Here is a 14670-nt window from a genome sequence, read left to right as displayed (position 1 = left end):
TAATTGCGGATAAAGACATTCTGTATATCAATAATGAACAGGTGACATTTCGTTATAAAGATAGCCAAACTCAAACGATGAAGACACGCACGTTACCCGTGTTGCAATTTCTTTGGTTGATATTGCAGCATGTGTTACCGAAAGGGTTTCGACGAGTACGTGATTATGGTTTGTTGCGAGGGCATGAAAAGAAGCGGCTTCAAGCTATCCAATTTATGTTCATGTTAGCCGGGCAACTGACGTTGCCCTCACTGAATAAAACGGTACGTATAAAAGCCCAACCCTTTTGCCCCTGCTGCCAACATGTGATGCAATTAACGGGGATATTTCGACCCAGATAACCGACGTTAAATAATAAGGATAATGGCTTTAACGCTTCAAAAATAAAGAGGATTTTATTATAAATCAGAATTTTAAAGTTATTGGTTCACACCAAGGATAACGCTCGACTTCTTTTTGTCATCACCCTTCATGATATTTCCAATATTTACTTATATAAGGTGGCTTGGGCTTGTCCAACACTTCGGATAGGTGTCGGCTTCGCGACACATATCCTTATTTGTTGTAAATCCATCTTAGTAATTTTTCAAAATTATCTGCGTATCCATCAGGTTCGCTGAGGTCAATATAAATTCTGGACTTATAGTAAGTAGGTAAGTGAACCTTACCGTTTTCATCTCTCTCCGTAACTACAACGACGAACTTATCTTGCTCTTGCTGTTCATATACTTCACGGGAAATAATTTGTGTCTCAGTCCCCACACCACCGCTTCTTCCATCAGCTTTTTCTGCATAAATCCTATCTGAGATTATTGCGACTTTATTAATATCTGGGTCTGTTACCATCTTTTCCATGAAAGCATAAGCGTCATGACCTTCCTTTAGATCCCACTTGTCTAAAATAACATTCACACCAGATTCAGTTAACTCGGTTGCAATCTGAAGAACAAGTTGTTCGTGATCGTGATTTGACCAACTGTAAGATATAAATAAATTTGGATTGCTCAATTCTTCGTTCCTTACTAATTAGGTAGAAAAAAATATTAATAAGCATTCTTACTTTTTACGCAAAAACAGACTCATATTTTTTGGTTGATGATATTCTATTTGGCTTATAAATATCATGAACTTGATTGCATTATTTTGTTTCAAACTGTTTATTAGAAATGTATTAAATAAGTCTGATTAGCATGTGAGTCTGTAAATAAAACTAATCAAAAATCATGTTAATGATATATAAATTATTAAAAGATCTAACAAGAAACGGGGGTAATATGAGTTAGCCGACTAACTAACTCACTACGATAGAAAAACATATCAGTAGGTTTTCTTAAATTTAATACTACTGTGATGAAAGCGGCTTAAAGTGGGTGGTGTCATACCATTTAACTCATATACTCGATACTTTTAACTAAGTTCAAAAGATCCTATCGTTTAAATATCTCCTCGACCGAACTATAAATTTCTTTGCGCACTTTGTTAGGCTCATTTTCCTTCAGGTCAATAGAACTCTTCAACCCAAGAGATGATATTTTCAGTTTATTTGGTTTAATATTTAGGGGAAATACAGGCACTTTGCTAGCGAACTCTGCTATAGCTCTTCTATCAAAGTGTTTCTCGTCGTACTCTACATCACCTAATATTAAGACCCCTGCGTTAAACAACAATGGGGCTTGATGAACAGAATGGTAATCTAAAGCTAAAATTGATGATTTTACGCCGTGACTCCAAAGTGATTCGTGTAAATGACGGGAAACTTGATCATGAGTTTTATCGCCAATCATATAGTTTAAAATAGCAACATTTATTTTTGTGTATTCTTGACGGTTAATGCTTTTTGGGGGCAGTTTATTTTCTTCAAAAAGTACTTCTGCGTACAGTTTTCCTAGACTGGTCATATCCTTTCTGTCATTTGCCACTAACCCATAAGAAACTAAAGTTCTTATAGTGATATCAGTCAGAGCATCATGACTAGTTAGTATAGAAGTTATCTGCTGGGATGTTCCCCCTACAGTCATCAAGTCATAGCTTGAGTTAATGTACAGTTTACGAATTAACTCAATTTCAGTGAAAGTTAATTGCTTAGTAACAGTAATAAAAAAACGTCTATGTCTTGTTGTTATTTCTTTTACCATGAGTGACTTCATCAAGACTGAGTATATCTCGGTTTTTTCATTTTCAATATCTTGTACACAAGCATTAAGAACAGCATGATATTCATCTAAATTGAAGGTTTTTTTCAAGATACCTTCGAGGTTTACTTCATCATTAGTTTCACTTTGAACTATGCCCAAATGAAAATCATGCAATCGTTGTTCAGTTCTATCCGTAAAATACTGCTTACCATGCTGTATAGCTAATTTTCCAACTTCATAAACTAAAGTTGAGCCAGGTAGTAAAGTATTAACACCTTCTTTTAGTAGGATGTCTGCTAATGAAGACACTGTTTTTTTAGAGCGAGTTAAACTATTTTCTTTGTCCATCTTACCTGTCCCTAATGAAAATATAATTGTTACTAACAACATTTCGATAAAGACTCTACATGCATTAAGAAAAAATAGGGCAAATAATATGTGTCAAAAATTGTATGAGGAACAACTGTAAGAAATAAAAGGGCATTTCTGTATTAGAAACTATATCCAACACGTCGCTTAAATCAATAACCAACAAACCTACTTCAAATAACTATCTAGCTTCTCCGCATACAACTCATACCCTTCTAACTGATCTTTCAACCAATCATGTTTGTTATAAACCGCTAATACCCCGCTTAGTTCATGACCAAGCATCTTTTCAACTACATGTGGCATTACGCCTAATTCTGATGCGCCAGTAGATAATGAACGTCTAAAATCATGAGTACGCCAGTCTTCAATAGGTAAACCATCTCTAATACGGCGGATATAACGATTAACAGATGTAATGCTTTATTAGATGAATTGGCGCGATTCGTTCGATTACAATCAAATATTGGAATCTCGACTCACCTATCTCAACACCGCCATTAATTTATCCGCCTCTCGCCTTGCCTATTTGCCCTTAAATACGGGATACTTAATGTTATGCGTGCTTAGGGTTTTACTCTTAAGCGTTTAACGACTTAAATACAATAAACTGCTGAATTTATAAGCGGTTTTAACAACAAGCCATTGCTTAGATAAAGAGTAATAATAACAACCGTAATGGCTATGGATGATTTATGAACGATAAGAACCAAGCAACACTTTATTGGATTGACTACGAAACGTTTGGCGCAAGCCCTGCCAATGATCGTCCTTGCCAGTTTGCGGGTGTCCGTACTGATATGGACATGAACATTATTGGTGAGCCACTCGTTATTTACTGTAAGCCACCAGCCGATTACTTACCGTCACCTGAAGCGTGTTTAATCACAGGTATTACACCGCAAGAAGCGATCGAAAAAGGCTTATCAGAGCCTGAATTTATTGAAGCGATTCATGCTGAACTGTCAAAACCCAATACATGTGTCATTGGTTACAACAACGTTCGTTTTGATGATGAAGTAACGCGCTATACCTTATACCGTAACTTCTTCGACCCATACGGTTGGGCGTGGCAAAATGGTAACTCGCGTTGGGATTTATTAGATATTATGCGTACTTGTTACGCATTGCGCCCAGAAGGTGTCAACTGGCCGCTTGATGATGAAGATCGTCCTAGCTTTAAGCTTGAAAAGCTGTCTGTTGCCAATGGTATTGAACACGCGAATGCGCACGATGCAATGGCTGATGTTTACGCGACAATCGAGCTGGCTAAAATCATTAAAACGAATCAACCTAAGTTGTTTGATTACCTGTTTGATTTACGTCATAAGCGCAAGCTACAAGAATTAATCGATATTGTTAACTTAACGCCGTTAGTACATATCTCTGGCATGTTTGGTACTGATTGTGGCAATACGAGTTGGATTGTGCCTGTGGCATGGCACCCTGATAATAAGAACGCTGTTATTACAGTGAACCTCGCGCTTGATCCTACCCCATTAATTGAGCTTGATGCCGACCAACTGCGTGAGCGTTTATATACTAAGCGTGTTGATTTAGCGCCAGATGAATTACCTGTGCCCGTTAAAGAAGTGCATTTGAATAAGTGCCCTGTTCTTGCCCCAGCAAAAACATTAAAAGCAGAAGATGCTGCACGTTTAGGGATTGATAGAGAGCAATGTTTAAAGAACCTTGCCTTGATTAAGCAGCACCCTGAAATTCGTGAAAAATTAATCGAAATGTTTAGTGTTAAACGTGAATATGCGGCTAACGATAATGTTGATGCGATGCTCTACGATGGATTCTTCTCAACAGCGGATCGTTCAACCATGGATATTATCCGTGAAACAGCGCCCGATCAGTTAGCTTCCCTTGAAATCAATGTCGATGACAAGCGTATTAAGCCGCTGTTATTCCGCTATCGTGCCCGTAATTTCCCAATGACGTTAAGTTATGAAGAGCAAATACGTTGGAAGCATCATTGTCAGGATTTCTTTGAGGTGAATATGCCAAAGTATATGGAGAACTTTGAGGCAGTCGCCTACGAGCATGAATCTGACGAAAGTAAGATGAAGGTTTTACACTCACTTTATGATTATATATCTAAATTGGTTTAAGCCTTTTTACTAACACGATAGCGATGAATGAAGCCTATTACGTGACTTTCTTTTTGAATGTCGCGAATAGGCTTCTTTTTTTTAAGATTTTTATGTAGTGATTTATTTGATGATTACGTCATTAACGTTAACAATTAAAGACAACAATAAAACGGCTCACTGATTTGCGTTTATTAATAACGGAATAGCGATCATTGATACCGTGACGCTCGAGATCTATTAAGCGTTAGGTGTGCACTATGACAACACAAACCCTATTGAAATGTTATAGCTACGACAAAATAGATTTTTTTCCTGAAAAGCATCTATTGATATGGAAAGATCATACGCAAACGTTATTAACGCGAGAAGAATCTCGGTTATTAGAAGTGTTATGTCTCTGCGCTGGAGAAGTGATTGGAGCCGATTCACTCTACCGTAAAACGTTTACATCATTAGATGCGTTTGAAGAAACCAGTGATCACAATTATGACTTGAACTTACTACTGGTATCACTTACAGGGAAGTTACAATGTAACGGAGTAATGGCGATACCTATCCATGTTGTGCCTCACTATGGCTTTCGTGTCCCATTACCTTCGAAAACATCACGTCGACTGCCTTTTACTACCCGTCCTTGCCCTCGTGCTACCCCCTCTAAAAAAAAGCCATTGTTATTCAATAAGGCATGGTTTAAGTATGTGGTAATTGATTTTATTTGGCTAAAAGTGACGATTCTTTTGACACTTGCCGCGCTCATTGGTCTATTTTTGTGGAATTAAGCATCAATAAATATCACGCGATCTACATTTTTTAACGAATTATCTAAATAATGCTCTTTTTTGTGTGACAAATAACATGTTTATTTGTATGATAAATAAAATTTTCTAGCATTACTTTTTTTACTATGGATTACATTCGATCTTTTGCCATTGTTATGTTTTGCTTTTTACTTGGTCAAGGCATACAACATCTGACTCATTTGCCGATCCCTGGCAGTATTATTGGCTTGTTTTTACTGTTCTTTGGCCTCGTTACTGGCATATGCAAAACAAAATGGGTCGATAAAACCTGTAATTTACTCATCAAACACATGGCATTGCTATTCGTGCCTGTTGGAGTTGGCTTAATAAACTACCTTGGTTTAATTAAGCACAATGCAACTATCATCTTTGCGAGCACATTAGGCAGCACATTAATTGTATTGCTTGTGATCGGCCTTGCGCTTCATCATAAGGAAAAAGAGTCATGATCTGGTTAGTTGCAACGCTAGTGGTATTTTACAGCATGCGCTATTTAGCAATAAAGATTCGTAATCCACTTTTTAATCCATTGCTCATTTCGCTGATTATTTTAATCGCTGCACTGCATTGGTTACAGGTGCCGTATGAAACCTACTTTGCAGATAACGAAATAATTAACTATTTGTTAGGTCCTGCGGTAGTGGCCTTAGCCTTACCTTTATATCAGCAACTGCCTTTAATTAAGCGTAAGTGGAAAACAATTTTAAGTGCCTGTTTTGTTGGTAGTATCTTGTCGATGACATTTGGTACCTCCATTGCGTTTTTAATGGGTGCTGATGCTCAACTTGCAGCCAGTATTTTACCAAAATCTATTACCACACCACTTGCGATGGCCGCTTCTCAACAAATTGGCGGGATTCCTGCGATTACAGCAGCAATGGTGATTATTGTTGGTCTATTTGGTGCGGTGTTAGGTTATCCAGTGATGAAACTGGTCCGTATTTACCATCCGTTAGCAAAAGGGTTAACGATTGGTACGGTATCTCATGCTTTAGGTACAGCAAAAGCTGTCGAAGAAAATTATCAAGAAGGGGCATTTAGCTCATTAGCGTTAGTGATCTGTGGGATCATGACAACGTTACTCGCTCCCATCATGTTCCCTATTTTAGAACACCTGTTTTTCCACTAAGTTATTCCTATCTAATGTTATGAGCTTAAACACTAATTCTTATTAGTTTTAAGTTCATAATGTTTTGATAACTATTTATTACAGGAAAAATTACATTTACATGTGTGAGTTCGCTCTCGATAATGTATACCAACCTACACTATCATTATTAATGTGATTCAAATCACACTTGATTAATGGCAATTAACTTAGAATGTTTCTCCATCAACAATACGGAGTAACACACCAATGCACGCAAAAGTTATGGATGCATTAGGTCAATTACCTAAAGAGCTTGCATCAGCTTTACGACCAATTATTGAAGATAAAGATTTTGATTCAACAATTAGTCCTGAACAATTTGAACAGTTAGTTTCCCAAACTAATTTATCTGATACTGATCTTCGTCTTGCTCTCCTTCCTGTTGCTGCTGCTTACGCTGTTGTTCCTATTTCTAATTTCTATGTTGGTGCTATTGTTCGTGGTACATCTGGTCGCCTATATTTCGGTGCAAATATGGAATTTGTAGGCGCAAGTATGGCGTGTACGATCCATGCTGAGCAATCTGCAATTAGCCATGCTTGGATCAAAGGTGAAACAGGCATTAAAGACGTAACGATTAACTACAGCCCTTGCGGTCACTGTCGTCAGTTCATGAATGAATTGAATACGGCGCAAGATTTAGTTATTCAACTTCCTGAACGTCAGCCAATGACACTGCAACAATACCTGCCTGAATCTTTCGGCCCTGCTGATCTTGGTATTAAAGATGCGCTATTAAGCGACATTAATAATGGTATTACGATTGCTGAGCAATCAGAGCTTGCTGTTGCTGCTTGTGATGCTGCAAACCGCTCTCATGCCCCGTACTCTAAGAACTTCAGTGGTGTTGCATTAAAGGCTAAAGATGGTCGTGTTTTTGTGGGTATGTATGCTGAAAATGCAGCATTTAACCCAAGCCTTCCACCGCTGCAAGTTGCGCTAATCAACATGAATATGTCAGGTTACAAACTATCTGAATTAGTTGAAGCGGCATTAGTAGAAAGTGCAGAAAGCCTAATCAGTCAATTAGCGCGTACTCAAGCACTACTAGAAGCACTAAATCCTGATATTCAAATGACTTATGTTGCTTACTAATCGTTAGTGCTAGCAACATCTGTTGATGTAAGACCGCCATAATAGGCGGTTTTTTATTGCCTATTGCATTCAACACAATCAGTTATATTGGCTATCTAAAAACAAAAGCGTATTATCTCGCTATGCTTTTTTGACGAAACCAATTTTTAATGTCTGATTCACATACCCCAGTTCATAACCCAGTCCAAGGTGCCGGATGGATGCTTTCTGCAGGCCTTGCCTTTGCGATTGTAAATAGCCTTGCACAATTTCTCAGTATTAAGCTCCATGTCTCTTCAACTACTTTTGCGTTAATCCAATACTTTGTTGCACTGGTGGCTATGCTGCCATGGCTGAGAACCATGGGTATTCGCCGTTCACTAAAGACAGAGCAATTCTTCCAGCACTGTTTCCGTGTCTTTCTTGCGGTGATTGGTATCCAACTCTGGCTATGGGCACTTGCCTATCCTGTTCCTATTTGGCAAGGCATTGCACTGCTTATGACTTCACCGTTATTTGCAACTATTGGCTCAGGTGTATTACTAAAAGAGAAAGTTGGCGCTGCACGTTGGTGCGCAACGCTTGCTGGCTTTATTGGTGCAATGATCATTTTAGAGCCGTGGTCTGATTCATTTAGTATTGCGACATTATTACCTGTCGGCGCTGCGGTTTTCTGGGCGGGTTATTCTCTGATGGTGAAAAAGCAATCTACTACAGAATCACCAACCACTGTTGTGATGTATTTACTTATTCTGATCACGCCATTTAACTTGTTACTGGCTCTACCTGATTTTACTATGCCAACAGGCGGCACAACATGGGCATTAATCATCGCTGCTGGTCTGTTAACCGCACTGGCACAATGGGCGATTGCTAAAGCCTATGCCGTCGCTGATGCGTCATTTGTTCAACCATTCGACCACGCAAAATTACCACTAAACGTGTTAGGTGGTTGGCTTGTATTTGGTTGGGTACCACCGGGTCGATTATGGTTAGGTGCGGCGATTATTATTGCTTCTGTGGCCTTTATCACCCAGTGGGAAAAGCGAAAATAGCTAGTAATAACCGTACCCCATAAAAGATTCACTAACCGCCTTCTTGGCGGTTTTTTATTATAAGCTCTAAAGCTTTTCTAATATTTACTATTAAAGTCTATTTAAATCCCGACGCAAACGTTTGCTTAAATGAAAAAACAAGGTATTATCACGCCCAACCAACACTATCCAACATAAATAGTAAGGAATAATAATGTTAGGTACAGCTAATGGTTTAAATGCAACACGTGTTTTACTTTTAGGCTCTGGCGAGCTTGGCAAAGAAGTCGCGATTGAATGCCAACGTTTAGGTATTGAAGTGATTGCCGCAGATCGCTACCCCAACGCGCCAGCAATGCAAGTTGCACATCGTAGTCATGTAATTGATATGCTCGATGGCGAGGCGTTAAAACACATTATTGAACTAGAAAAGCCCGACTACGTTGTTCCTGAAATTGAAGCCATTGCCACTGACACGCTTGTAGAATTAGAGCAGCAAGGTGTTAACGTTGTGCCTACCGCTAATGCGACGAAACTGACAATGAACCGAGAAGGTATTCGTTGCCTAGCCGCTGAAACCTTATCGATTCCTACATCACCTTATGAATTTGCCGATCAATTTGATGATTTCTCAGCAGCGGTACATCGCGTTGGTATGCCATGTGTCGTAAAGCCAATTATGAGTTCATCTGGTAAAGGTCAAAGTGTGATTAAAACCGAGGCGGATATTGAATCTGCTTGGCAATACGCACAAGAAGGCGGTCGTGCTGGTGCGGGTCGTGTGATCATTGAAGGCTTTGTTGATTTTGATTACGAAATCACCTTATTAACTGTTCGTGCGGTGGATGGTGTGCATTTCTGTGCACCTATTGGTCATCGTCAAGAAGATGGGGATTACCGTGAGTCATGGCAGCCACAGCAAATGTCTGAAGCAGCATTAAAAGCGGCACAGGATGTGGCAGAAAAAGTAGTGAACGCACTTGGCGGTTTTGGTTTATTTGGTGTTGAGCTATTTATTAAAGGCGATACCGTGTTATTCAGTGAAGTCTCTCCTCGCCCACATGATACGGGTATGGTGACGCTTATTTCACAAGAGTTATCAGAATTTGCGCTTCACGTTCGCGCTTTCCTTGGTTTACCCATTCAACACATCACCCAATATGGCCCATCAGCTTCTGCAGTGATCCTTGCTGAAGGTGTATCATCAAACATCCGTTTCGATAACCTGTTACCTGCACTCTCTCGCCCACAAACACAGATCCGATTATTTGGTAAACCTGAAATTAATGGTCGTCGTCGTTTAGGTGTCGCGCTTACACGTCGAGAAGATATTGTTAGCGCAGTAAATGATGCCGTCAATGCCGCTGGTGATGTTGAAGTCATTTTCGATTAACCACGCTTAACCCAGCATATTACAATTTCTCTATCAGCAAAAAGGCATGGTTTCCACTAATAAGAAACCATGCCTTTATTTTTATCTGTACTTTATAACAACAAGTTATACTTCAATTAACCATACTTCTTCGGCAAATCGCGATAAACCACGTTGGCGACGAGGATGACTTTCATCGGCATCATCACGTTCAAGATGCGTCACTTTACAACCCGCAAATAATGCTTCAACGTCTGCTTTTGGCACTGAGAAAGGAGGCCCTGCCAATTCATCTTGTGGGTAGTCTAACGTCACCAACAAAATACGACCGCCAGTTTTAACCAACGATAACAGTTTGTCGACGTACATTTGTCGCATATCTTCTGGCATTGCAATTAATGCAGCGCGATCATAAACCACATCGACAGGATCGATATTTAGCGTGAAGTAATCACCTTGGTAAATCGAAATCTCATCAAATTGGTAAAGATGTTGATGACCAACACCTGTCACTAAAGGTGTATACAGGTTTTCTGCAAAAAAGGCTTTAACTGCAATATCACTCAGCTCAACCCCAATCACGTGGTCATGTTTTTGTGCTAACCACACAAGATCTTCCGACTTACCGCACATAGGGACAAACACGCGATCATCACGTTGTGCATTTAACGCCGACCAATGCTTGATCAGTAACGGATTAACCTCTGATAAGTGAAAACCAATTCGATTTTCTGCCCAGCGTGAGTGCCAAAATTCTGCATCCATTTTATGACTCGACTTTTTCTAATTAAAATAATAATGCTGAAATAATAACATAGGTCAGTGGCTTTCAAAGAGTGCTAACAGTCGCTTTTTATAACTTCGCAGTGACTGTCAATTTTGCTATCTTTGCGCTTAAAACGGGATAACGCTGCTGACTTCAGAGTGAGCTAAATCGCGTAATAATGTTAAACCTTGTTGTAACCGCTGCTCAGAATTAATAGCCATTAGAGACAAACGGATATGCTTCGGATCGTCGCCATTTGCATTAAAATAACGCCCACTACTGACAATTAACCCTTGGTTTTTTGCTTCCATCACAAAGCGTTCCTGCTGCCAATGTTGAGGCAACGGCCACCAGATTTGAAAACCAGTTTCATTACCATCATGGCTTAAAATATCACGGGCTAGTTGTTGCCTTTTACAGGCGGTTTCACGCTGGTTTTCTGCCAATTCAAAGGCTTCACCACTCTCAATTAACTGCGTTGCAGCAATATAATTTAGCGGTGACGATAGCCAAATGTTAGCGCGAATAGTGGCCTGTAAAACCGCAATATGTGATTCGGGTACTTTTAAAAAGCCACAGCGTAAAGCAGGACTAAGGGCTTTTGATAAACCTGAAATATGAAAGCTATGCAGTGGAATGCGATTACTGATCGCGGCGATAGGATCTGGATTTAAAAAGCCGTAGATATCATCTTCAATTAACCAAATATTATTGCGTTCAATCACTGTTGCAATGGCATCTCGTCTTATTGGCGGCATGGTGATACCTGTTGGGTTTTGATGAGATGGCACGACAATGACTAATTTAGGCTGATGTTGAGTGATCACCTGTTGCAGATCATCAGGGCACATCCCCTGCTCATCAAGTTTGACCCCAACCACATGACGACCTGCTGCTTGAGCGATCGCCATAATACCGGGGTAAGTTAAGGCTTCTACCGCGATGGTATCACCAGGCTCTGTTAACGTATGAATAAGTAACGATAAGCCATGCTGTGCGCCATTCGTCAACAAGGTATTTTTAACATTCCCCCCTTCCAAACCAAACTTTTTCGCCCATGTTACAGCAGCCAAACGATGGCTTTCATGGCCTGAATGTTCGGTATAGCCCATTAAATGACAACTCAGTTGCTCTGCCGCATTCATCATGGCATCACGCAGTGGAGACAGGTTTTGAGACAAGCAAGGTTGCAAGATAGAGAAGTTAAAATCAGTTTCATCATCAGCCGGTTGAATAACATCGCTGAGTCTTGATGGTGAGCATACAAATGTTCCACGCCCAACAAACGATTCCACGCGTTTTTTATCTACCAGTAACTGATATGCTTTAGCTACCGTCGCGGGTGTGGTGTTTAACTCATCCGCAAGTACACGGTGTGTCGGCAATTTAAACCCTTTCGGATATTCACCATTGTCTATGCGCGCCTCTATTGTTTTTGCTATTTGTTTATATTTAGCGACACTCACAGTCTGATCCTATATTTATCATTATCACCAATCACTTAACTAACTTTAACCAAGTTAGCTCAAAAATGATACCTTAAATAAACAAATTGACATATGTCAATGTAACCCCTAGTGTACTAACCATCATTTGGTAACCATTTAGCTAACAATGAGCACAAATGGATAAAATCTGACATTACAAAGGTAGTTACAACCTTTAATAACAAACGTTCAGCTCGCCATCGTTTATGAATAAAGGCATTGCCTGCTGACGACATATCACATAATGACATAACTCAATTTTACTGTATTTGGTAAGGAGAAACCTATGACAACAAGTATCGCTTTTATTGGTTTGGGTGTAATGGGCTTCCCAATGGCACGTCACCTGTTTAATTCAGGTTTCGACACCACTGTGTATAACCGCACGACCTCTAAAGCACAGCAATGGGCATCGGAGTTTTCAGGACAATACAGTGAAACACCGCGTGAAGCTGCTCAGAACCGAGATGTGGTTGCGCTTTGTGTTGGTAACGATAATGACGTTCGAAGCGTTGTATTTGGCGCTGACGGCGTTTTAGCAGGCATGAAAGCGGGCTCTACGCTTGTTGATCATACGACAACCTCTGCGGAACTTGCTGAAGAGTTAGCGAAAGCATGCTTAGCTCAAGGCGTTAACTTTGTTGATGCGCCAGTTTCTGGTGGTCAAGCAGGTGCTGAAAATGGTGCACTTACTATCATGTGCGGTGGCGAACAAGCTGTTTTTGATAACGTATTACCGATTTTAAACAGCTACGCGAAACAAGCGGTATTGGTTGGCGGTTATGGACAAGGTCAACGCTGTAAAATGGTGAATCAAATTTGTATTGCTGGTGTACTACAAGGATTGAGTGAAGCATTAACGCTGGCACAAAAATCAAACCTTGATATCGAACAAGTTGTCAGCGTACTAAAGCATGGTGCGGCGGGCTCTTGGCAGATGGAAAATCGTGCTAAAACGATGGCTGAAGATAAATTTGATTTTGGCTTTGCTATTGATTGGATGCGTAAAGATCTGGGCTTTTGTTTAGATGAAGCGAAAAAACACGATCTTGAATTACCACTGACGGACGCAGTGGATAAACGTTATGGCTTATTACAAAACGAAGGGCTAGGCAGAATGGATACATCTGTCTTAATTAAAGCTTTCAATAAAACGGTTTAAGTTTATTTAAACCACAGGCACTGAGACGAGATAGTGACTTTGTGAAAACCGATATTACATAACGCCAGAAAAGCGAAAGGGATGCACGCGCATCCCCTTCTGCCGATCCCGATAAACATCAAGATCAAAAATCCGTTTTCCAATTCTACATTGGAGTCATGGAATACCGATTGAATCCATTCAGCTTATGAAATTCTGAATAGTTTAATCGAATCACGACGTACTGTTACACCACGGAAAGTTACAGGCTCTAACAACGTCATTAGTTGCTTAGAAACGAAAAACTTACCACCGTAGCTACGATCGCCACCACGATTAACCCAATCAGCAAATTCATCAGCCAGACTGAACATAGAGTTACCGACTAGTAAAACAAGAACTTTAGCAACTTCGCTATCGTTCTGACGGTTAAACTCAGCGTCACGAACTTTTTTACGATATTCGTCGACAATTCTTTCAAGGCACTCAAATCTGCTCATATACACCACCATAAAAATCGAGGCGTGGATACTACTGCTCTAGCCTATTTAAATCAACCCATCGCCTTATGTTTCTTTAAAAAACTGATACTTTTTTTCAATTTGGTAACAAAGATGATGCTATTTATCATTAAAAACACGATTTAATTTCATATTCACCCTCTAAAAACTTAAATGTTATTTCATATGCATGTTTGTATAATGACAGTATTAGATAGAGACTATTAAGAAATACAAAATGATGACTATAAACACTAACTTTAAGCTGCTAGGTAAATTAATTCGTGAATATTTGACGATTTCAGCAATGATCGAAATTTACTGCTCACATCACCATTACGAAAAATGTAAAAAAGTTAATTTATGTGAAGACTGTGAATCTTTCAAAAACTACGTAAAACAAAGGCTAGATCGTTGTCCTTATGGTATCAACAAGCCGACATGTCGACAGTGCCCTATTCATTGCTACAACGTTCAAGAAAAGATCAAATCACAAACAATTATGCGTTATTCAGGCCCTAAAATGATGTATAAACATCCAATAATGGCTATTACACACTTAATTAATGATAAACGAAAAGTTAAAGCGTTAAATCAAGCAATGACTTCAAACAGAAAAATAAGAAAGAGTTAATAAACAACAAGTAAAAGTTAAATGTTCAGTAAAATATATTTTTACTTTTATATTTCATTCACTTTTAAGTCCGCTTTAGGGCTTGGCTACTTTATAATCAGCCTATTTA

Annotated in this window: 16 protein-coding genes; 10 read left to right on the top strand and 6 right to left on the bottom strand. The window is 39.4% G+C overall.

Annotation, left to right across the window (positions count from 1 at the left end; genetic code table 11):
• A partial coding sequence (locus C9J38_RS17920; protein WP_199190667.1) for a transposase occupies positions 1-341 on the top strand: 341 nt, incomplete at its 5' end.
• Positions 342-555: 214 nt separating this feature from the next.
• On the opposite strand, the gene C9J38_RS17915 is transcribed toward C9J38_RS17920, so the two are convergent.
• The 3 genes from C9J38_RS17915 to C9J38_RS17905 all read right to left on the bottom strand — a co-directional run bounded on the left by C9J38_RS17915 (position 556) and on the right by C9J38_RS17905 (position 2924).
• Positions 556-1008 carry a toll/interleukin-1 receptor domain-containing protein gene (locus C9J38_RS17915; protein ID WP_233218526.1) on the bottom strand — a complete coding sequence of 151 codons (453 nt, stop codon included), beginning with the start codon at positions 1006-1008 and terminating at the stop codon, positions 556-558.
• A gap of 419 nt (positions 1009-1427) precedes the next feature.
• Positions 1428-2483, bottom strand: coding sequence for a hypothetical protein (locus C9J38_RS17910; protein WP_107208279.1), 1056 nt, complete (start codon positions 2481-2483; stop codon positions 1428-1430).
• 189 nt (positions 2484-2672) lie between these two features.
• A complete protein-coding gene (locus tag C9J38_RS17905; RefSeq protein WP_304589592.1) occupies positions 2673-2924 on the bottom strand; it encodes a tyrosine-type recombinase/integrase in 252 nt (83 codons plus the stop codon).
• Positions 2925-3199: 275 nt separating this feature from the next.
• Here C9J38_RS17905 and sbcB point away from each other — a divergent pair, with 275 nt between their 5' ends.
• The 7 genes from sbcB (at position 3200) to purT (ending at position 10054) form a co-directional block, all read left to right on the top strand.
• A complete protein-coding gene (sbcB, locus tag C9J38_RS17900) occupies positions 3200-4621 on the top strand; it encodes an exodeoxyribonuclease I (RefSeq protein WP_107208278.1) in 1422 nt (473 codons plus the stop codon).
• A 239-nt stretch (positions 4622-4860) separates the two neighbouring features.
• Positions 4861-5382 carry a hypothetical protein gene (locus C9J38_RS17895; RefSeq protein ID WP_107208277.1) on the top strand — a complete coding sequence of 174 codons (522 nt, stop codon included), beginning with the start codon at positions 4861-4863 and terminating at the stop codon, positions 5380-5382.
• Between the two features lie 125 nt (positions 5383-5507).
• Complete coding sequence (locus C9J38_RS17890; RefSeq protein ID WP_107208276.1) at positions 5508-5852, top strand: CidA/LrgA family protein; 345 nt, start codon at positions 5508-5510, stop codon at positions 5850-5852.
• Complete coding sequence (locus tag C9J38_RS17885) at positions 5849-6532, top strand: CidB/LrgB family autolysis modulator (RefSeq protein WP_107208275.1); 684 nt, start codon at positions 5849-5851, stop codon at positions 6530-6532. The genes C9J38_RS17890 and C9J38_RS17885 overlap by 4 nt, the downstream gene beginning before the upstream one ends.
• 228 nt (positions 6533-6760) lie before the next feature.
• Positions 6761-7648, top strand: coding sequence for a cytidine deaminase (gene cdd, locus C9J38_RS17880; protein ID WP_005367973.1), 888 nt, complete (start codon positions 6761-6763; stop codon positions 7646-7648).
• Between the two features lie 149 nt (positions 7649-7797).
• Positions 7798-8682, top strand: a complete 885-nt coding sequence (locus C9J38_RS17875; RefSeq protein ID WP_107208274.1) for a DMT family transporter — start codon at positions 7798-7800, stop codon at positions 8680-8682.
• A 193-nt stretch (positions 8683-8875) separates the two neighbouring features.
• Positions 8876-10054, top strand: a complete 1179-nt coding sequence (gene purT / locus C9J38_RS17870; RefSeq protein ID WP_107208273.1) for a formate-dependent phosphoribosylglycinamide formyltransferase — start codon at positions 8876-8878, stop codon at positions 10052-10054.
• 105 nt (positions 10055-10159) lie between these two features.
• Here the strand turns inward: purT and C9J38_RS17865 are convergent, their stop codons facing one another.
• Complete coding sequence (locus tag C9J38_RS17865) at positions 10160-10798, bottom strand: thiopurine S-methyltransferase (RefSeq protein ID WP_107208272.1); 639 nt, start codon at positions 10796-10798, stop codon at positions 10160-10162.
• Positions 10799-10927: 129 nt separating this feature from the next.
• Entirely contained in the window at positions 10928-12265 is a 1338-nt protein-coding gene (locus C9J38_RS17860; RefSeq protein WP_107208271.1) for a PLP-dependent aminotransferase family protein, read from the bottom strand.
• Positions 12266-12572: 307 nt separating this feature from the next.
• On the opposite strand from C9J38_RS17860, the gene C9J38_RS17855 reads away from it, so the two are divergent.
• Complete coding sequence (locus C9J38_RS17855; protein ID WP_107208270.1) at positions 12573-13448, top strand: NAD(P)-dependent oxidoreductase; 876 nt, start codon at positions 12573-12575, stop codon at positions 13446-13448.
• Between the two features lie 185 nt (positions 13449-13633).
• Here the strand turns inward: C9J38_RS17855 and C9J38_RS17850 are convergent, their stop codons facing one another.
• On the bottom strand, positions 13634-13927 hold the full coding sequence (locus C9J38_RS17850) for a hypothetical protein (RefSeq protein ID WP_005367981.1): 294 nt from the start codon (positions 13925-13927) through the stop codon (positions 13634-13636).
• 241 nt (positions 13928-14168) lie between these two features.
• On the opposite strand from C9J38_RS17850, the gene C9J38_RS17845 reads away from it, so the two are divergent.
• Complete coding sequence (locus C9J38_RS17845; protein ID WP_107208281.1) at positions 14169-14561, top strand: nitrous oxide-stimulated promoter family protein; 393 nt, start codon at positions 14169-14171, stop codon at positions 14559-14561.
• Positions 14562-14670: the final 109 nt, after the last annotated feature.

This window comes from Photobacterium sp. GB-210 (genome assembly GCF_003026075.1).
Lineage (GTDB): Bacteria > Pseudomonadota > Gammaproteobacteria > Enterobacterales > Vibrionaceae > Photobacterium.
Note: the sequence above shows the minus strand (reverse complement) of the source record. Positions and strands in the feature narration are given on the sequence as shown.